We start from the raw sequence: 19,381 nt of genomic DNA on the forward strand, positions 1-19,381 counted from the left end.
TCCTTATGCCTTCTCGATCTGCACCAGGTTCGTGTGCTGCGGGTTGCCCTTCGCCAGCGGTGACGGGCGGTGCGTGGTCAGGGTATTAATGCAGGAGCCGTGATCGACACGATCGCCATTCATGTTGGCGTCATGCCAGGCGCCCTGGCCCATCGCGCTTACGCCGGGCATGATGCGCGGGGTGACTTTGGCGGCAATACGCACTTCGCCGCGGTCGTTGAAGACGCGCACCATATCACCGTTTTTGATACCACGTTGCTCCGCATCCACAGGGTTAAGCCACACCTCCTGGCGACAGGCGGCCTGGAACATCCACGTTGCCGTAGCTGGAGTGGGTACGGGCTTTAAAGTGGAAACCGAACAGTTGCAGCGGGAACTTGCTGCGCTCGGGCGCGTCCCAGCCTTCAAAGGTTGAGGTATAGACCGGCAGCGGGGTGATGGTTTCGTCTTTTTGCAGTTCCCAGGTTGCCGCAATATCCGCCAGCTTGCTGGAGTAGATCTCGATTTTGCCCGACGGGGTTTTCAGCGGATTGGCATCCGGATCGTCACGGAATTTTTTATAGGCGACAAAATGTCCGTTAGGATCTTTGCGCTTATAAATACCCATTTTTTTCAGCGCATCGTAGGATGGCAGCAGCGGATCTTTGGCGACCATTTTGGCGTACAGGTAGCGCAGCCACTGCTCCTGCGTACGGCCTTCGGTGAATTTCTGATGGATATCCGGTCCGAGGCGTTTCGCCACTTCACTCATGATCCAGTAGATGGGCTTGCGCTCGAACTTCGGGGCGGTAACCGGCTGGAGAAAAATCAGGTATCCCATGTTGCCGGCGTAATCGTTGGGGATGATATCTTCCTGCTCGACGGTCATCAGGTCCGGCAGAACAATATCGGCATACTTCGCGGACGAGGTCATAAAGTTGTCGATGACGACGATCGTTTCGCACTTGTTCTCATCCTGCAAAATGTCGTGAGTTTTGTTGATATCGGAGTGCTGGTTGATGATGGTATTACCCGCGTAGTTCCAGATGAACTTGATCGGCACATCGAGCTTATCTTTGCCGCGTACGCCGTCGCGCAGGGCGGTCATCTCCGGTCCACGGGCAATGGCATCCGTCCAGCTGAAGCAGGAAATTTGCGTTTTCACCGGATTTTCCGGCAGCGGCATGCGTTCGATGGTGATGGTGTAGGTCGATTCGCGCGCGCCGCTGTTGCCGCCGTTAATGCCGACGTTGCCGGTCAGGATCGGCAGCATGGCGATGGCGCGGGACGTTTGCTCCCCGTTAGCCTGACGCTGCGGGCCCCAGCCCTGGCAAATGTAGGCCGGTTTCGCCGAACCGATTTCACGGGCCAGCTTAATGATGCGATCGGCAGGGATGCCCGTTATGCGAGACGCCCACTCAGGGGTTTTCGCGGTTTTGTCATCACCCTGGCCGAGAATATAGGCTTTGTAATGACCATTAGCCGGTGCGCCTTCCGGCAGGGTTTTTTCGTCATAACCCACGCAGTATTTATCGAGGAAAGGTTGATCGACCAGATTTTCATTAATCAGCACCCACGCAATACCTGCCACCAGCGCGGCATCGGTGCCCGGACGAATCGGGATCCACTCGTCTTCACGCCCTGCGGCAGTGTCGGTATAGCGCGGATCGATAACGATCATCCGCGCGTTTGACCGTTCGCGCGCCTGCTCAAGGTAGTAAGTGATCCCGCCGCCGCTCATGCGCGTTTCCGCCGGATTATTGCCGAACATCACGACCAGTTTGGTGTTTTCGATATCCGATGTGCTGTTGCCGTCGTTGCTGCCGTAGGTGTAGGGCATTGCGCAGGCGATCTGCGCGGTGCTGTAGGTGCCGTAGTGGCTGAGGAAGCCGCCGTAGCAGTTCATCAGGCGCGCGACCAGCGAGGCATAAGGGGAGGAGCGGGTGATGTTGCCGCCTACAATTCCGGAGGAGTAGTTAATGTAGACCGCTTCGTTGCCGTATTTTTCGACCACGCTTTTCAGGCTCGCGGCGATGGTGTCCAGCGCTTCTTCCCAGGTGATACGCTCAAACTTGCCTTCTCCGCGTTTGCCCACGCGTTTCATCGGATAGTTCAGACGGTCTGGGTGATTAATGCGACGGCGAATTGAACGGCCTCGCAGACAGGCGCGAACCTGATGGTTGCCGTAAATATCCTCGCCGGTATTATCCGTTTCAACCCAGTAGACTTCGTCATCGCGAACGTGCAGACGCAGCGCGCAGCGGCTACCGCAGTTTACCGAGCAGGCGCCCCAGACGACTTTGTCTTCTGCGGGCTGAATAGCGGTCTGCACAGCGGCGGCGGCGCTTTTCAGACCAAAAGGTAATGCGATCCCACCGGCGGCAAGCGCCAGAGATCCTATGGCAGTAGATTTAACCAGAGTTCGACGGCTTATACCGCCGTGATGTTCAACTTCGGACATAACTCACCCCATCATTGTTAATAATTATTTTCACCCGTGACTACAACCGGGCTAATGATGGGGGGAGTGTTACTTATTTAGAGGTATTAAATATTAATCCTCGTCAAATCAGGGGAATTGAGTGGGAAAATCATTGCGGCTCAGCGGGCGCATTCTCTTGCGTACCTGCGCCGCTCACCGGGTAGTTGCCGCTACTGGTGCGGGTGTACAAAATTTTGAAAGTATCGTTGGCACAATGCCCAACGACCTGCGCATCCGGCTGATCGGCCTGATCGTTCGGGACGATGTTCAGGGTAAAGCCAGACTCCGGTACGCCGTTGTTGATAATCTTCTGCTGAATGTCGCTTTTCACGCGCTCGCAGGAGTCCGGGGCCGCAAGAAGAGCGGGTGAAGCACTCATTAACAGCAGGGCGGTAATCCAGGGTAACCGTTTCATCTGTAGCTCCTTTTCACTGTGTGGACTGTAAGCATAGCAGGGTTAGGGTAAGCTTTTGTTTTTGGACCTGTCTTTCTGAATTGTCCTGGAAATGCTAAATCGCTCGGTAATTAAAAAGAATAATACTCTTACCCTTTCCCTTGATTTATTATTGGATTGAACAATGGTGTAATCGCGCGTCGGTAACGATGGCGAAGCTTTGCAGCTAAAGGTCTTTCCCGCATCAGCAATTCCCAGATTTCTTTCTTTTTGGCATCTAAAGCGGCATCGCCTTTCGATTCATTAATAGTTGAGGCGTTCGCTTCTTCGGAAAGACATACAGGAAAAGGTATGATTGAATGAATTTTAGCCAAAGATAAATCTTCGAATAAGCTCCATTTGTCAGAAACCATCCACACAGGGTATAGGTTCTGAAGGAGATTACTGGCAGCTTTTTGATTAATAATATAAGCGTGAGCAGTCGTGGCTTGTTGAGTTTTATGAATGCTATATGAGCCATTTATGCTTTTGAGAGGTTTTTTGTAATATTTATTAACTCGACTAAGAAGTAGAATCTCAGGTTTAGTCGTGCTAAGCGTTACGTTGTCGAGTATTTCACGTAAATCATTATTTATTACGACATCATCCTCGAGGATGAGAGCTGCGTCGATATTTTCATATGTTATTTTTTTATATATTTCCTGGTGACTTAATGCGCAACCCACTTCACCTGGGAGAAAAGCATAATTCACCTCACGCGTGACATTTCTGCGTTCAGTTTCAGTCATTTTCCGACCGTCAATTGCTTCGATAAATTCGTGTGCAATGTTCAACTTTAATAGTTGAGATTCCATTTTTGCACGACGCTCGAGCGAGTGTTTGAGATTGATTATAAAAGTTCTCATCCTTTGAACGTTCCTTGAAGACTGTTTGGCTGGACTACATTCGTACATTTTACCAGTATTCGAACCAATTCAACATCGCTACCATACTATTTGCTACTATGAGTGCCACAATCCTTTCATTCTTTTGGTAAATGATGTGAATAAATACGCAGCGATAACGCTACTGGCAACGGTACTGGTGGGATGCGACAACAACACCGCGCCGCTGTCATTTACGCCGGAGATGGCGAGTTTTTCGAACGAGTTTGACTTTGATCCTCTGCGCGGGCCGGTGAAGGATTTTACCCAGACGCTGTTCAACGATAAGGGTGAAGTCTCTAAACGTGTGACCGGCACGATGTCAACGGAAGGGTGTTTCGATACGCTTGAACTGCACGATCTCGACGCTAATACGGGCGTTGCGCTGGTGCTGGATGCTAACTACTACGTCGATGCGGAAACCCAGCAGCAGAAGGTAAAGTTGCAGGGGAAATGTCAGCTGGCGGAACTGCCGTCTGCCGGCCTGACGTGGGACACCGACGATAACGGGTTTGTGGTTGCCGCGCACAGCAAAGAGATGGAAGTGAAGTACCAGTATGACGCCGACGGCTACCCGCTGGGTAAAACTACGGTTTCCGGCGACAAGCGTTTATCGGTCAAGTCGGTGCCGTCGAAAGATCTGCGCAAGCGCATGGATTATACGGCGGTAAGCCTGTTGAACGATAAACCGATGGGCAATGTAAAGCAGAGCTGTGATTACGATCGCCACAATAACCCGGTGAGCTGTGAGCTGGTGATCACCGATGACAGCGACAAACCTGCCGTTGAGCACAAGTACACCATAAAAAACAGCATTGAATATTATTGAGAATAAAACCGCGCAGGTTACTGCGCGGTGGGTTTAAGCAGGCTGGCGGAGGAGGACTTATGCCCGGCCAGATGCTGATGCTGGAAAATGCACATGCGGATGGTGTTACGGTATTCGCCGTTAATAAAGAACTCATGGATCAGTTCACCTTCCACCATAAAGCCCAGCTTACGGTAGATATGAATCGCTTTTTCGTTCTCTTTGTCGACGATAAGGTAAAGCTTGTAGAGATTCAGGACGTTAAACCCGTAATCCATCGCCAGCTTTGCCGCCCGCGACGCAAGACCTTTCCCCTGGTGCTCCGGTGAAATAATGATCTGAAATTCCGCTCGACGGTGAACGTGGTTGATCTCAACCAGTTCAACCAGCCCGGCTTTCTCACCTTCGCACTCCACCACAAACCGGCGTTCACTCTGATCGTGGATATGCTTGTCGTAGAGATCGGACAGCTCGACAAACGCCTCATAAGGCTCTTCAAACCAGTAGCGCATCACGCTGGCATTGTTGTCGAGCTGGTGAACAAAGCGTAAATCTTCGCGCTCCAGCGGACGGAGCTTAAAGTCACACGGCGTCGACATTACGGTGCTACCGTGCGGCCAGTGCGACGATCCAGACAGCGCAGGGTGTTAGGCTCCCAATAGGCGTTGACGTTGGCACTTTGCTGGCATTTGTCGCGGGCATCAAACGCGACGTCTTCTTTATCCCACTCTTTTTCCACGCGCTTATTCACTTTCTGACGCAGGCTGCGGGTGTCATTCCATTGTTCTTTGTCCATGGCGGCGTTCTGACGGCTTTGCGCGCTGTCTCCAGACTCAATGATGAGTTTGCTGGTTTCGGCTGATGCCGTTGCGGCGAAGGCGAACGATGACAGCGCCAGTACGGCTGTCAGACAAAGGCGTTTGCTTAATGTAGTCATAGCGTTTCCTTTAAACGGGTGCAGACAATCGGATTACCCCGTTGGATTCTACACCAATCCGAAAGAGTGTCATACCCGCGCGGCAGGTATGGGAACGATGTGAACATTATCGCGTATGATGTCTAAATCAATCCTCACGAAACGAGAAAAATGTTCAAAACGACGCTGCTTTTTTTCGCGACCGCGCTGTGCGAAATCATCGGATGCTTTTTGCCGTGGCTCTGGCTAAAGCGGGGCGCTTCCGCGCTGCTGCTGATCCCGGCGGGTGTGTCCCTGGCCCTTTTTGTCTGGCTGCTCACCCTGCATCCGGCCGCCAGCGGGAGGGTATATGCGGCCTACGGCGGAGTGTACGTCTGTACCGCGCTGCTGTGGCTGCGCGTTGTCGATGGCGTCAGGCTAAGCCTGTATGACTGGGCAGGCGCGCTGATTGCCCTGTGCGGCATGTTGATCATCGTGGCCGGTTGGGGACGCGCATAAGCGTCCTTATAGTGTGATCGCCCGCTGATTTTACGATTATTATACTTGTATGGTAGTAGTGTAGTTGCGTAAATTTCCTGCATCACAACGAGCGATGTAAGGAAATGGATTATGAAGATTGTCGGGGCTGAAGTATTTGTCACCTGCCCGGGGCGTAACTTTGTCACCCTTAAAATCACCACCGATGAGGGCATTGTCGGCCTGGGTGATGCCACGCTGAACGGACGTGAACTTTCCGTTGCCTCCTACCTGAAAGATCACCTGTGCCCTCAGTTGATTGGCCGCGATGCGCACCGCATCGAAGATATCTGGCAGTTCTTCTATAAAGGCGCTTACTGGCGTCGTGGTCCGGTCACCATGTCAGCGATTTCTGCCGTGGATATGGCGCTGTGGGACATTAAGGCGAAAGCCGCGAACATGCCGCTCTATCAGCTTCTGGGCGGAGCCTCCCGGGAAGGGGTGATGGTTTATTGTCACACCACCGGGCACACCATTGACGACGTGCTAGAAGATTATGCCCGTCATAAAGAGATGGGCTTCAAGGCAATTCGCGTGCAGTGCGGCGTGCCGGGAATGAAAACCACCTACGGCATGGCAAAAGGAAAAGGGCTGGCGTATGAGCCAGCGACCAAGGGCGCCTGGCCGGAAGAGCAGCTGTGGTCCACTGAAAAATACCTCGACTTCACGCCGAAACTGTTCGACGCAGTGCGCAGTCAGTTCGGCTTCAATGAACATCTCCTTCACGACATGCACCACCGTCTGACGCCCATCGAAGCGGCGCGATTCGGCAAAAGCATTGAAGAGTACCGTCTGTTCTGGATGGAAGATCCGACTCCCGCTGAAAACCAGGAGTGTTTCCGCCTGATCCGCCAGCACACCGTCACGCCAATTGCGGTGGGGGAAGTGTTCAACAGCATCTGGGACTGCAAGCAGCTGATTGAAGAGCAGCTCATTGACTATATCCGCGCCACCATAACCCATGCGGGCGGCATCACCGGGATGCGTCGCATTGCGGACTTTGCCTCACTTTATCAGGTGCGTACCGGCTCACACGGCCCGTCGGATCTGTCGCCGATTTGCCACGCCGCGGCGCTGCATTTTGACCTGTGGGTACCGAACTTTGGCGTGCAAGAGTATATGGGGTATTCGGAGCAGATGCTGGAAGTGTTCCCGCACAGCTGGCGCTTCGATAACGGCTATATGCACCCGGGCGACAAGCCAGGGCTGGGCATTGAGTTTGATGAGAAGCTGGCGGCGAAATACCCGTACGATCCGGCTTATCTGCCGGTGGCTCGTCTGGAAGACGGCACCCTCTGGAACTGGTAAACGAGGAGCGAATGATGAAAAGCGTAGTGATCCAACAGCCGGATGTGCTGGTGATTGAAAAGCGTCCTCTCCCGTTGCCGGGCGCAGGCGACGTCCGCGTCAAAATTAAGCTCGCCGGTATTTGCGGTTCAGACAGCCATATCTATCGCGGGCATAACCCGTTTGCGAAATACCCGCGGGTAATCGGTCACGAGTTCTTTGGCGAAATAGACGCGGTTGGCGAAGGCGTGGAGGGCTCCCGACTGGGCCAGCGCGTTTCGGTTGATCCGGTGATCAGCTGCGGGCACTGCTACCCGTGTTCCGTTGGAAAACCGAACGTTTGTACTTCGCTGGTGGTGCTGGGCGTCCACCGTGACGGCGGCTTCAGCGAATACGCCGTGGTGCCGGCGAAAAATGCCTGGCGCATTCCGGATGCGATCCCTGACCACCACGCGGTGATGGTTGAGCCATTCACCATTGCCGCCAACGTGACGGGGCAGGCGAAACCCACCGAACAGGATGTGGCGCTGATTTACGGCGCAGGCCCGATGGGGCTGGTCACCGTGCAGGCGCTGAAGGGCGTTTACAAGGTGAAGCAGGTCATCGTGGTGGATCGCATTGATGAGCGGCTGGAGATGGCGCAACGCAGCGGCGCAGACTGGGTTTTCAACAACGGCGAGCAGTCCTTACAGACCGCGCTGGATGAAAGAGGCATCAAGCCGACGTTAATCATCGATGCTGCCTGTCATCCGTCCATTTTACAGGAAGCGATTACGCTGGCGTCTCCGGCGGCGCGCATCGTGCTGATGGGCTTCTCCAGCGACCCGAGCCAGATTGTGCAGCAGGGGATCACCGGCAAAGAGCTGTCGATCTTCTCTTCGCGCCTGAATGCCAACAAATTCCCGGTGGTCATTGACTGGCTGGAAAAAGGGCTGATCGACCCTGAAAAACTGGTCACCCATACATTTGACTATCACCACGTTACAGACGCCATCGAACTGTTTGAAAAAGACCAGCGGCAGTGCTGCAAAGTCTTGCTCACGTTCGACCAATAATAATTCACGCGGTTAAGAGCCTGCGAAGACAGGCTCTCAGTGGTACGCATCTTACCTTGCAGAGATAGCCATTATGACTCAAGCACAACCTCAAAGAAGTACGTCAGATCTGGTGAAAGCCGCCGTATCTGGCTGGCTGGGCACCGCCCTGGAGTTTATGGATTTCCAGCTCTACTCCCTTGGCGCCGCGCTGGTGTTTCATGAAATTTTCTTCCCTGAGCAGTCCGCGGCCATGGCGCTGATCCTGGCGATGGGCACCTACGGCGCAGGCTACATCGCGCGTATTGTCGGGGCATTTATCTTCGGTAGAATGGGCGACAGAATTGGCCGTAAAAAAGTGCTGTTTATCACCATCACCATGATGGGGATCTGCACCACCTTAATCGGCGTCCTGCCAACCTACGCGCAGATCGGGATTTTCGCACCGGTGCTGCTGGTGACGCTGCGTATTATTCAGGGGCTGGGCGCGGGGGCTGAAATCTCCGGCGCAGGCACCATGCTGGCCGAATACGCCCCGAAGGGTAAACGCGGCATCATCTCCTCGCTGGTGGCCATGGGCACCAACTGCGGGACGCTGAGCGCCACGGCGATCTGGGCCGTGATGTTCTTTGCCCTCGATCGTGAAGAACTTATTGCCTGGGGCTGGCGCGTGCCGTTCCTCGCCAGCGTGGTGGTGATGATCTTCGCCATCTGGCTGCGTATGAACCTTAAAGAGAGCCCGGTGTTTGAGAAGGTAAACGATGCCGAAGCCGTTGCGCCGGTTGCTGCGCAGGATACCTCGGTCGGCGCGATGTTTAAGAGCAAATCGTTCTGGCTGGCGACGGGGCTGCGCTTTGGTCAGGCCGGTAACTCTGGGCTTATCCAGACCTTCCTTGCCGGGTACTTGGTACAGACGCTGTTATTTGATAAGGCGATCCCAACCGATGCGCTGATGATCAGCTCGATTCTTGGCTTCGTCTCCATCCCGCTGCTGGGCTGGCTGTCCGATAAAGTGGGGCGCCGTCTGCCATATATCATCCTTAACATTTCAGCCATTATTCTGGCTTACCCGATGCTGTCGATTATCGTCGATAAGAGTTACGCGCCGGGCGTGATTATGCTCTCTATCATCGTTATTCATAACTTTGCGGTGCTCGGGCTGTTTGCGCTGGAAAACATCACCATGGCGGAGATGTTTGGTTCGCGAAACCGCTTTACCCGCATGGCGATCTCCAAAGAGGCGGGCGGTCTGGTGGCGGTAGGCTTTGGTCCAGTGCTGGCGGGGATCTTCTGCAATATGACCGGGTCCTGGTGGCCGATTGTGGCGATGCTGGTGGCGTACTCGCTGATTGGGCTGGTCTCCGCTTTGCTGATGCCAGAAGTGCGCGACCGCGATTTGAGCCTGGTGGAAGATGCAGCTGAACCCCTGCGCCAGAGCGATACCGCAGCGAAGCAGCGGAAATATGGAGCCCTGTCATGAGTTTTATTAACGATAACTTTATGATTGGCAATGCGAGAGGTGTTGAACTTTATCGTAACGTCGCGAAAGCGCTGCCAATTATTGATTATCACTGTCACCTGGACGCGAAAGATATCTTCGAGAATAAAAATCTCGATAATATTGCCGAACTCTGGCTGGCTGGCGATCATTATAAATGGCGCGCCATGCGCGCCAACGGTATTGACGAAAAATACATTACGGGCGATGCCCCGGCGGAGGATAAATTTGCGGCATGGGCTGAAACGGTCGAAGCGAGCTATGGAAATCCGCTATATCACTGGACTCATTTAGAACTTCACCACTATTTTAACTGTGACGAACCGCTGGGCAGGCATAACTGGCGTGAAATAATGGAGCGCTGTAATCTGCTATTGCAGCAGCCTGATTTTACGCCGAGGGAACTCATTAAACGCTCCAGGGTAGAAGTTATTTGCACGACAGATGCTCCGCTTGATGATTTACGCTACCATCAATTATTGCGTGATGACGCGACGTTCAACGTTAAGGTATTACCGACCTTTCGTCCGGACGATGTTTTTGCGCAAAACGCGGAACAGTTTGCCGACTTTATCGATCGATTAGGTGAGACGACAGGATCTAAAATCCAGACATTCAGCGATTTTGTTAAGGGAATGAGCCAGCGTATTGCCTGGTTCCACGAAATGGGGTGCCGAATTTCCGATCACGGACCCGTGGAGATCCATTTTCAGTCAGCAGATGAAAGACAGGTTGAATCCGTGTTTGCCCGAAAGCGCCGGGGTGAAAATCTGGACGCCCGTAATAATGCGATTCTTGACAGTGCCATTTTTATTATGCTGGCGCATAATTACAGGCAGCATAACTGGGCAATGCAGATACACTTCGGTGCGATTCGCAATAATAATTCCCGCATGTACCGTTCTTTGGGTAGTAATACTGGTTTTGACTCGCTGACCGATCAGTCGAATCTTGCGGCCAATCTCAACCAACTCCTGGATGCAATGGCGCAGGCTGAAGCTTTGCCCAAAACCCTTCTATATAACCTCAACGCCAGCTATAACGATATTGTCGCGACGACTATCGCTAATTTTCAGACTGCGGAATTGGGCGTTAAATCGCCGATACAGTTTGGCTCCGGATGGTGGTTTAACGACACTCAACGCGGAATGGAAAACCAGCTACATAGCCTTGCGGATCAGGGGCTATTAATGAATTTTGTCGGTATGTTAACCGATTCCCGTAGTCTGGTTTCGTATACTCGCCACGATTATTTCCGACGTATTTTGTGCAATATCATTGGTGGCTGGGTGGAGCGTGGTGAAGTTCCGGATAATAACGCCATCCTAACGAAGATGGTTAAAAATATTTGCCATGACAACGCTGAAAACTATTTCAGATTCTAAATTCTACTCACTGAGTGGGGATGGAACATGTCTCATACTGCGAAAAAAATTACTATTCCGGTTAGTATCGGCTACGGACTAACGGATATTATGGGCGGCGGTGCCTTTACCGTTATCGGCGCCTGGTTATTATTCTTCTATACGACATTTGTTGGGTTGTCACCGGTTGAAGCGGCGTCTATTGTTGCTATAGCGCGCATTGTCGATGCTATCGTTAGTTTGTTTATGGGAAGTTTCACTGACCATTTTTACAAAAACTATTTTGGTAAAAAATTTGGTCGCCGACGTTTCTTTTTGCTGATCGGTGCACCGTTGATGCTGGTCTATGCATTGCTGTGGCTTGATGGCATGACATACGGTTTTTATCTCGCCGTCTATCTAGCATTTGAAATTATTGCTGCAATGGTACTGATCCCGTGGGAAACGTTACCGTCAGAAATGACAAAAGACTTTAACCAGCGGACCAAACTCTCTACCTGTCGCATGTTTCTTTCAGCGTCCGGGACGTTTCTGGCGACATTTATTCCCGGATTACTGATAGGCTATTTCGGGGAAAACAGCGCCCATGCCTACCTCATAAACGGCGTTATTTTTGCTGTACTGTTTATGGTATGTGTATTCATCTCGTGGAAAGTGACCTGGGAACGCGAGTTGACGCCGGAAATGCTCTCCGGGCTGGAAAAAAACACACGCCCACAAACAGCAGGGGAGAAGCTGGCTGCCTTTGGACGACTTTTTAAGGAGTATGGTTCCACCCTGAAAATCCGGGCCTTCAGGAAACATCTCGCCATCTATCTGCTGTCGTTTACCGGCAAAGATGTCTACAACACGGTATTTGTATTTTTCTGCGTGTACTGTCTGAATGTCTCTTCCTCACTGGCAGGCACGCTGCTGTCGATGAGTATTGTGGGGCTGCCCGTCACGTTAATTGCGGGTATAGGGATCATCAGATATGGGCCATCAAAGCTATATGTATTTGCCTATTCACTGATGTTGCTCTGTTTGGGGGGCTTCTTTGCCGTGTACCAGATCCCTGCGCTGAATACCGTCGCGACGCTGGTCATTCTGGCCGGGGTGTATCAGGTGGGGCGCTGCGTCCTTGAGTTTACACCGTGGAACGTGTTCCCGTTCATTCCAGATATCGATGAAATGGTCAGCCGTCAGCGTCGTGAGGGACTGTTTGCCGCGGTAATGACATTCTCCCGAAAAACCACGGTCGCTATTGCCACCTTTATTGTGGGTCTCCTGTTACAAAGCGGCGGATTTGTAAAAGGGAGCCAGACGCAGCCAACCGAAGCCATCCACACCATCGCAATGCTGATGTTCATCGGCACTGCTGCCTTGCTTATCCTGGCCCTGTGGCAGGCTCTGACATTCAACCTGAACAAGCGTACGCACAAAATCTTTGTGGATGAGCTGGATCGCCTGAAAGCCAACTGCTCTCCCCAACGCGTATCCGCCGAAGCTCGCCGGGTCGTGGAAGATTTAACAGGCTATTCCTACGACAGGTTGTGGCGTGAGCCGACGGTCCGGTCCGGCGAGCAGACGGTGCGCACCCCTGTATGATCTGGTTTATATCTTTTGCCAGATGTCACACAACTTGATTTTTATATCACACCACTTGGCCGAAAGTTAATGTAAATCAATGTTCATGGCAGCATAACCAGTATTGTGATCGGCAGGATAAAGTAATGACACTGCCATTCTAGTTGGTTTAGTCAACCGGCGCAGCCGCACTGTCACCAGAGCGGCTGCGGATCTCAGCGTTCATAATTAACGAGTCTCAATCATGGAAAACCGTTTATTACAGGCGAAGGCAACGCGTCCTCAGTACGATCGCGACAGCCTCAAGGCACGCATTGTTCATTTAGGGTTTGGCGCGTTTCACCGTGCGCACCAGGCGGTGTACACCGATATACTCGCCGCAGAACAGGGCAGCGACTGGGGTTACTGCGAAGTTAACCTGATTGGCGGCGAACAGCAGATCGCCGATCTGAAGGCACAGGATAATCTTTATACCGTAGCAGAGATGTCTGCCGATGCGTGGACGGCGCGCGTGGTCGGCGTCGTCAAAAATGCGCTGCATGCGCAGGTCGACGGCCTTGAAACCGTGCTGGCGGCGCTGTGCGATCCGCAGGTCGCCATTGTTTCCCTGACCATCACCGAGAAAGGGTATTGCCACTCCCCGGCAACCGGACAACTGATGTTCGATCATCCGTTAATCGTTGCCGACCTGCAAAACCCCCATCAGCCGAAATCTGCGCCAGGCGTAGTGGTTGAAGCGCTGGCGCGGCGTAAGGCGGCGGGGCTGCCAGCATTCAGCGTGATGTCATGCGATAACATGCCGGAAAACGGCCACGTGATGCGCAATGTCACCTGCGCCTACGCGCGCGCTGTTGATGGCGAACTGGCCGACTGGATTGAAGCGAACGTCACCTTCCCGTCAACCATGGTGGACCGTATTGTGCCCGCCGTCACGGCTGAAACGCTGGATAAAATTGAACAGCTGACCGGCGTACGCGATCCGGCAGGTGTCGCCTGCGAGCCGTTCCGCCAGTGGGTGGTGGAAGATAATTTCGTCGCCGGACGTCCACAGTGGGAAAAGGCCGGTGCGGAACTGGTTTCTGATGTCATTCCGTTTGAAGAGATGAAGCTGCGTATGCTTAACGGCAGCCACTCGTTCCTGGCCTATCTCGGCTACCTGGCCGGTTATCAGCACATTAACGACTGCATGGAAGATGAACATTATCGCGCAGCCGCGCATGCGCTGATGCTGAAAGAGCAGGCGCCGACGCTGAAAGTGAAGGGGGTGGATTTAGCTCACTATGCCGACCAGCTGATCGCACGTTACAGCAATCCGGCCCTGCGTCACCGCACCTGGCAAATCGCCATGGACGGTAGCCAGAAATTGCCGCAGCGGATGCTCGATTCCGTTCGCTGGCACCTTGTCCACCAGAAACCCTTCCCGCTGCTGGCCCTCGGTGTTGCGGGCTGGATGCGTTATGTCGGCGGTGTGGATGAGCAGGGTAACGCGATTGAGGTGAGCGATCCGCAGCTGGCGGTGATTCAGGCGGCGGTAAACGGTAGCGCTGAAGGCGAAAGCCGCGTTAGCGCGCTGTTGGGCATTGAGGCTATTTTCGGTAACGAGCTGCCGAAGGACGCGGTGTTTGTGGCTGCGGTCATGCAGGCCTATCAAACGTTGCTGCAAAAAGGCGCGAAGGCCACGGTTGCTGAGTACGCCTCCCGGCTTTAACGCGATGACATGCCGCCGTCCGCGGCGGCATGTCGGGGCGCAGCTTAGTGCATCCCCAGGCGAATCAGCTCAATCGGTTCGAACTTACCTTCGCATCCCTCGACTTCAACCGTTTTACCACGACGCACCTGCTCGGCATTAAGGCCGTCGCTGTGGATCGCTTTAATCACGCCGAACTGGCCTGTGCCGCTAATCATGACGCGGCTGCCAGTGGTGATTGCATTTCGGTTACGGTCGTATGTCATCATGGTATTTTCTCCTCTCGTACTTATCCGTTACGGCGCTAATTCAACGGCTGCCGTTCACGGGGCACTATTAATACGCCTCTCTTTAACGAAATTATTTGCTTTTGATCAAGCTCACACTTTTTTCTTATTTCATGCAGGCGTTGACGGTTCAGGACACCACTTTACAAAGCGGACAGTTATTTTCCTTAATTGATAGTTTCCGGGTGCAAGTGTTTAGGCCTTGTTTATATCCACAATGTCATTCTGGAGGCAGAAAATAACCCTTCATCGGAAAAGGAGTCAGGCTTATGTATAAGAAAATTTTGATGCCTGTTGACGTGTTTGAAATGGATTTGAGCGATAAAGCGGTACGCCACGCGGTCAACCTCGCGAAGGCGGAAGGCGCGACGATCACCCTGGTCAACATTCTCCCTAACAGCAGCCGTTCGTTACTGCGGGGGTTCAATGCCGATATTAAGAAGTTCGAAGAGTATATGACCGCCGAGTCTGATAAGAAGATGAAGGCGCTGAAACGGCTCTTTGATATGTCCCCGGACAATATTGACTGTGAAGTTCGCTTCGGCAACGTACGCGATGAAATCATCAAGCTCAGCAAAGAGGGGAAATATGATGTCATTGTTATCGGATCAAAAAATCCGAGCATTACAACCCATCTGCTGGGTTCGAATGCTGAAACTATCCTGCGCTACGCCACTATTCCGGTATTAGTGGTCCGCTAATTACTTCGCCGCAACCGAAAGGGGGCGGCGAAGTTTTATTCTTCGCTGAACCACTCGCGGTTTTCCTGGCGAATTAACTGAACTGACTCACTAATTTCCTGAAGGTGAAGCGTCATCGCTTTATCTACGGCTTCCACGTCGCGTTTTTCCAGCGCGCTGAAAATATCATGATGCTGGCGCAGCAACATCTCTGGCGGAGAAACATGGTCTAGGCTCATGTAGCGCACGCGGTCGATGGTAGCTTTGATGTTTTCGACGGTATCCCACGCGAGCTGGCACTCGGCGATCTGCGCCAGTTTCTGGTGGAACTCGTCGTCAAGCTGGAAAAAGTCGTTTAACTGTTTGCGGTCGATGGCGATTCGTTGCTGATGCAGGTTTTGCTCCAGCAGGTAGCACTGGTTATCGTTGATGAGCGACGCGGCGCGACGCACCACGGCGCACTCGATGGCCTGGCGAACAAAACAGCCATTCCGTACCTGCGAAAGCGAAATTTTATTTACATAGCTGCCGCGCTGAGGGCGGATCTGAATAAGGCCGTTTTCTGCAAGCTTAATAAACGCCTCACGTACGGGCTGACGGGAAACGTCAAAACGTACCGAAACCTCTTTTTCTGAGAGTGGCGTTCCCGGTGGGATCAGGCAGCGAACAATATCACGGCGTAAGATGCGATATATTTGCTGATTAACGGGCTGGGTTGGATTAAGTTGCGATTCAGCGGCCATGGGTTGTGATTTCTCAGAGAGTTAACCTGAACATACTACCATTCTTTTCCCTGCCATCACATACCCGGCCCGCAGGCCGGGTGGGGTAAATTAACCGCGATGCACGCTGAGTCCGGCATAGGTCTGGCTGACGGGCATCATCTCAACCGTATTGATGTTGACATGCTTCGGCAGATTCGCGACCCACCAGACGGTTTCGGTGATATCTTCCGGCGTCAGCGCATTCGCGTTTTCATAGGTTTTATCCGCTTTCGCGTCGTCGCCTTTGAAACGCACGTTGGAGAATTCAGTTCCGCCTACCAGACCCGGTTCAACATCGGTCACGCGGATCGCGGTTCCGTGCAGGTCGGTGCGCAGGTTCAGACTGAACTGGCGGACAAAGGCTTTGGTCGCGCCATAGACGTTGCCGCCCGCGTAAGGCCAGCTTCCGGCGGTGGAACCGATGTTAATGATATGGCCACGGTTACGTTCAACCATGCCCGGCAGCACGGCGCGGGTCATGTACACCAGCCCTTTGTTGTTGGTGTCGATCATGTTTTCCCAGTCTTCCACGCTGGCTTTGTGGGCAGGCTCCATGCCCAGCGCCAGGCCGGCGTTATTGACCAGCACGTCAATTTCACGCCATTCGGCAGGCAGGTTGGCAATCATCTCTTCAATGGCGGCGCGGTTGCGCACGTCCAGCTGTGCGGTCAGAATGCTGTCACCCAGCTCGTCTTTTAGCTCCTGCAAACGCTCCTGACGACGCCCTGTTGCAATCACTTTGTGTCCGTTGGCGACGAAGCGACGCGTGATGCTTTCACCAAAACCCGCTGTCGCCCCGGTAACTAAAATAATCATCTCACTGTTCCTCAACGCTTTTTGTGTTGTACAAACATAGCACGCTCTCCGGCACGTCGTTAAGGCAACATTTGTATGACGCCATTGCAGGCCGGCGCAGGCTGGCCTACTCTGGGGAGAAATACCGTGCTCAGGAGTAAACGATGTCGGTCAACAATCCTTTTTTTGAAATTAGCCTGTTGCCTTATCAGGCGCCACGTTTTGATGCGATTAACGACAGCCATTATCGTCCGGCATTTGATGAAGCAATGCGCCTGAAGCGTGCAGACATTGACGCGATTATCGCGCAGCGCGCCGCGCCGGACTTCGACAATACCGTGCTGGCGCTGGAAAAGAGCGGGGCCATGCTGTCACGCGTGAGCAGCGTGTTCTTCGCCATGACGTCCGCACACACCAACGATGATCTTCAGGCACTGGACGAGCAGTTCTCCACCGAACTGGCCGGGCTGGCGAACGATATCTGGCTAAACGATACGCTTTTCGCCCGCGTGGAAGCCGTCTGGCAGGATCGCGAGGCGCTGGATGCCGAATCCCGACGACTGACGGAGGAGATGTATCAGCACTTTGTTCTTGCTGGCGCGCGTCTGAATGCCGATGAAAAAGCCGAGCTGAAAGCCCTGAATACCGAAGCCGCCACCCTGACCAGCCAGTTCAACCAGCGCCTGCTGGCGGCGAACAAGGCGGGAGGGCTGGTGGTGGACGATGTTCACCAGCTTGACGGGCTCAGTGCGGAGGAGGTGGCTGCCGCGGCTCACGCTGCCGCAGAAAAAGGGCTGACGGATCGCTGGCTGATCCCGCTTTTGAATACCACGCAACAGCCCGCGCTGGCGGCGCTGTCGTTGCGCGAGACCCGTAAAAAGTTGTTCAGCGCGGGCTGGGAACGCACTCAGAAAGGCGACGAAAACGATACGCGCGAGCTGATCCGTCGGCTTACCGGGTTACGGGCAAGACAGGCGCAGCTGCTCGGCTTTGACAACTATGCGAGCTGGAGCATTGCCGATCAGATGGCGAAAACGCCGGAAGCCGCGCTCGAATTCATGCGCGGGATAGTTCCTGCGGCACGCGGCAGGGCCGCGCTGGAGCAGGCGGATATTCAGAAGGTCATCGACGACGAGCAGGGTGGTTTTACGGTACAGGCCTGGGACTGGGCGTTTTATGCCGAACGCGTGCGCTCAGCGAAATACGCGCTGGATGAGTCGCAGATCAAACCCTATTTCGCACTCAATACCGTGCTGGAAGATGGCGTATTCTGGACCGCCACGCAGCTGTTCGGTATCCGCTTTGTCGAGCGTTTTGATATTCCGGTTTACCACCCGGATGTTCGCGTGTGGGAGATTTTCGACCACACGGGTGAAGGCATGGCGCTGTTCTACGGCGACTTTTTCGCGCGTGATTCCAAAGCGGGCGGCGCGTGGATGGGGAATTTTGTTGAGCAGTCTTATGAGTTTGCCGCGCGTCCGGTGATTTATAACGTCTGCAACTATCAAAAACCGGCGAACGGGCAGACCGCGCTGATCTCCTGGGATGATGTGATTACCCTGTTCCACGAGTTTGGCCATACCCTGCATGGCCTGTTTGCCAGCCAGCGCTATGCCACGCTTTCAGGCACCAACACGCCACGTGATTTCGTTGAATTTCCTTCGCAAATCAATGAACACTGGGCCAGCCATCCGCAGGTGTTTGCGCACTTTGCTCGTCACTATCAAACAGGCGAACCGATGCCGGATGCGCTGCGGGAAAAAATGCTCAATGCGACCCAGTTTAATAAGGGTTATGACATGACGGAGCTATTGAGCGCCGCGCTGCTGGATATGAACTGGCACGGCATTCAGGAGCCCGTTGAAGACGTGGAAGCCTTTGAAGCCGCCGCGTTGAAAAAAGAGGGGTTGGATCTTCCAGCCGTACCGCCGCGCTATCGCAGCAGCTATTTCGCCCACATCTTCGGCGGCGGCTACGCGGCGGGCTATTACGCCTATCTCTGGACGCAGATGCTGGCGGACGATGGCTACCAGTGGTTTGTCGAGCAGGGCGGTTTGACGCGCGTGAACGGACAGAAATTCCGCGAGGCGATTTTGTCCCGCGGCAACAGCACTGATTTAGCTGAACTTTACCGGAACTGGCGCGGGCACGATCCGAAGATCGAACCGATGCTGGAGAATCGCGGATTGAGTGCGTAAGGCTTTTTAGTGTGGGAACAGAACCGGGCGCGAGGCCCGGTTTTTTCTTTCCCAAAATGAATCCTTAATTCTGCGAAATTTGCAGGAGGATAGGGGCCAGCTTCACGTAGCTACACCTTTACTTTTACCCAGTAAGGATCCCCGCGACTTTAGAACATCTGGCGCTTTAACCCGACTTTATCCGTTGGCCGGACTAAATATAC

The 19,381-nt window shown here is 53.5% G+C and carries 17 protein-coding genes and 1 pseudogene; 10 read left to right on the forward strand and 8 right to left on the reverse strand.

Annotated features, from left to right (window positions below; translation table 11 throughout):
- Positions 1-3: 3 nt before the first annotated feature.
- From ynfE to L379_RS12580, 3 genes and pseudogenes are all read right to left on the reverse strand, one after another.
- Positions 4-2,440, reverse strand: a pseudogene (gene ynfE, locus L379_RS12590) (selenate/tellurate reductase subunit YnfE).
- Between the two features lie 130 nt (positions 2,441-2,570).
- A complete protein-coding gene (locus L379_RS12585) occupies positions 2,571-2,876 on the reverse strand; it encodes a DUF1161 domain-containing protein (RefSeq protein WP_003857424.1) in 306 nt (101 codons plus the stop codon).
- Positions 2,877-3,004: 128 nt separating this feature from the next.
- The gene (locus L379_RS12580) at positions 3,005-3,760 is read right to left on the reverse strand and encodes a glycosyltransferase family 25 protein (RefSeq protein ID WP_032653423.1); all 756 of its coding nucleotides are present in this window, start codon (positions 3,758-3,760) and stop codon (positions 3,005-3,007) included.
- A gap of 136 nt (positions 3,761-3,896) precedes the next feature.
- Here L379_RS12580 and L379_RS12575 point away from each other — a divergent pair, with 136 nt between their 5' ends.
- Complete coding sequence (locus L379_RS12575; RefSeq protein WP_050597035.1) at positions 3,897-4,607, forward strand: YnfC family lipoprotein; 711 nt, start codon at positions 3,897-3,899, stop codon at positions 4,605-4,607.
- Positions 4,608-4,624: 17 nt separating this feature from the next.
- Here the strand turns inward: L379_RS12575 and speG are convergent, their stop codons facing one another.
- Both speG and L379_RS12565 read right to left on the reverse strand, forming a co-directional pair.
- The gene (gene speG / locus L379_RS12570) at positions 4,625-5,185 is read right to left on the reverse strand and encodes a spermidine N1-acetyltransferase (protein ID WP_032653426.1); all 561 of its coding nucleotides are present in this window, start codon (positions 5,183-5,185) and stop codon (positions 4,625-4,627) included.
- Positions 5,185-5,523: a DUF1283 family protein gene (locus L379_RS12565; protein WP_006808856.1), complete on the reverse strand. Its 339-nt coding sequence runs from the start codon at positions 5,521-5,523 to the stop codon at positions 5,185-5,187. The genes speG and L379_RS12565 overlap by 1 nt, the downstream gene beginning before the upstream one ends.
- Positions 5,524-5,673: 150 nt before the next feature.
- On the opposite strand from L379_RS12565, the gene L379_RS12560 reads away from it, so the two are divergent.
- The 7 genes from L379_RS12560 (at position 5,674) to L379_RS12530 (ending at position 14,475) form a co-directional block, all read left to right on the forward strand.
- Positions 5,674-6,000: a YnfA family protein gene (locus tag L379_RS12560; RefSeq protein ID WP_003857412.1), complete on the forward strand. Its 327-nt coding sequence runs from the start codon at positions 5,674-5,676 to the stop codon at positions 5,998-6,000.
- A 111-nt stretch (positions 6,001-6,111) separates the two neighbouring features.
- Positions 6,112-7,326 carry a D-mannonate dehydratase ManD gene (gene manD, locus L379_RS12555; protein ID WP_017384541.1) on the forward strand — a complete coding sequence of 405 codons (1,215 nt, stop codon included), beginning with the start codon at positions 6,112-6,114 and terminating at the stop codon, positions 7,324-7,326.
- A 14-nt stretch (positions 7,327-7,340) separates the two neighbouring features.
- Positions 7,341-8,360 carry a Zn-dependent oxidoreductase gene (locus tag L379_RS12550; protein WP_032653428.1) on the forward strand — a complete coding sequence of 340 codons (1,020 nt, stop codon included), beginning with the start codon at positions 7,341-7,343 and terminating at the stop codon, positions 8,358-8,360.
- Positions 8,361-8,433: 73 nt separating this feature from the next.
- On the forward strand, positions 8,434-9,819 hold the full coding sequence (locus tag L379_RS12545) for an MFS transporter (protein ID WP_017694076.1): 1,386 nt from the start codon (positions 8,434-8,436) through the stop codon (positions 9,817-9,819).
- A complete protein-coding gene (uxaC, locus tag L379_RS12540) occupies positions 9,816-11,222 on the forward strand; it encodes a glucuronate isomerase (RefSeq protein WP_032653431.1) in 1,407 nt (468 codons plus the stop codon). The genes L379_RS12545 and uxaC overlap by 4 nt, the downstream gene beginning before the upstream one ends.
- Positions 11,223-11,249: 27 nt before the next feature.
- On the forward strand, positions 11,250-12,788 hold the full coding sequence (locus L379_RS12535; protein ID WP_032653433.1) for an MFS transporter: 1,539 nt from the start codon (positions 11,250-11,252) through the stop codon (positions 12,786-12,788).
- Positions 12,789-13,011: 223 nt separating this feature from the next.
- The gene (locus L379_RS12530) at positions 13,012-14,475 is read left to right on the forward strand and encodes a mannitol dehydrogenase family protein (RefSeq protein ID WP_015570612.1); all 1,464 of its coding nucleotides are present in this window, start codon (positions 13,012-13,014) and stop codon (positions 14,473-14,475) included.
- A gap of 44 nt (positions 14,476-14,519) precedes the next feature.
- Here L379_RS12530 and ydfZ read toward each other — a convergent pair whose 3' ends face one another.
- Positions 14,520-14,723: a putative selenium delivery protein YdfZ gene (gene ydfZ / locus L379_RS12525; RefSeq protein ID WP_003857405.1), complete on the reverse strand. Its 204-nt coding sequence runs from the start codon at positions 14,721-14,723 to the stop codon at positions 14,520-14,522.
- 287 nt (positions 14,724-15,010) lie between these two features.
- On the opposite strand from ydfZ, the gene L379_RS12520 reads away from it, so the two are divergent.
- On the forward strand, positions 15,011-15,442 hold the full coding sequence (locus L379_RS12520; RefSeq protein ID WP_015570611.1) for a universal stress protein: 432 nt from the start codon (positions 15,011-15,013) through the stop codon (positions 15,440-15,442).
- Positions 15,443-15,477: 35 nt separating this feature from the next.
- On the opposite strand, the gene L379_RS12515 is transcribed toward L379_RS12520, so the two are convergent.
- Positions 15,478-16,164: a GntR family transcriptional regulator gene (locus L379_RS12515; RefSeq protein ID WP_003857403.1), complete on the reverse strand. Its 687-nt coding sequence runs from the start codon at positions 16,162-16,164 to the stop codon at positions 15,478-15,480.
- Positions 16,165-16,254: 90 nt separating this feature from the next.
- Positions 16,255-17,001: a bifunctional NADP-dependent 3-hydroxy acid dehydrogenase/3-hydroxypropionate dehydrogenase YdfG gene (ydfG, locus tag L379_RS12510; protein WP_015570609.1), complete on the reverse strand. Its 747-nt coding sequence runs from the start codon at positions 16,999-17,001 to the stop codon at positions 16,255-16,257.
- Between the two features lie 143 nt (positions 17,002-17,144).
- On the opposite strand from ydfG, the gene dcp reads away from it, so the two are divergent.
- Positions 17,145-19,178 carry a peptidyl-dipeptidase Dcp gene (gene dcp, locus L379_RS12505; RefSeq protein WP_032653436.1) on the forward strand — a complete coding sequence of 678 codons (2,034 nt, stop codon included), beginning with the start codon at positions 17,145-17,147 and terminating at the stop codon, positions 19,176-19,178.
- The last annotated feature ends 203 nt before the right edge of the window (positions 19,179-19,381 follow it).

This window comes from Enterobacter sp. MGH 33 (genome assembly GCF_000534535.1).
GTDB lineage: Bacteria > Pseudomonadota > Gammaproteobacteria > Enterobacterales > Enterobacteriaceae > Enterobacter > Enterobacter hormaechei_C.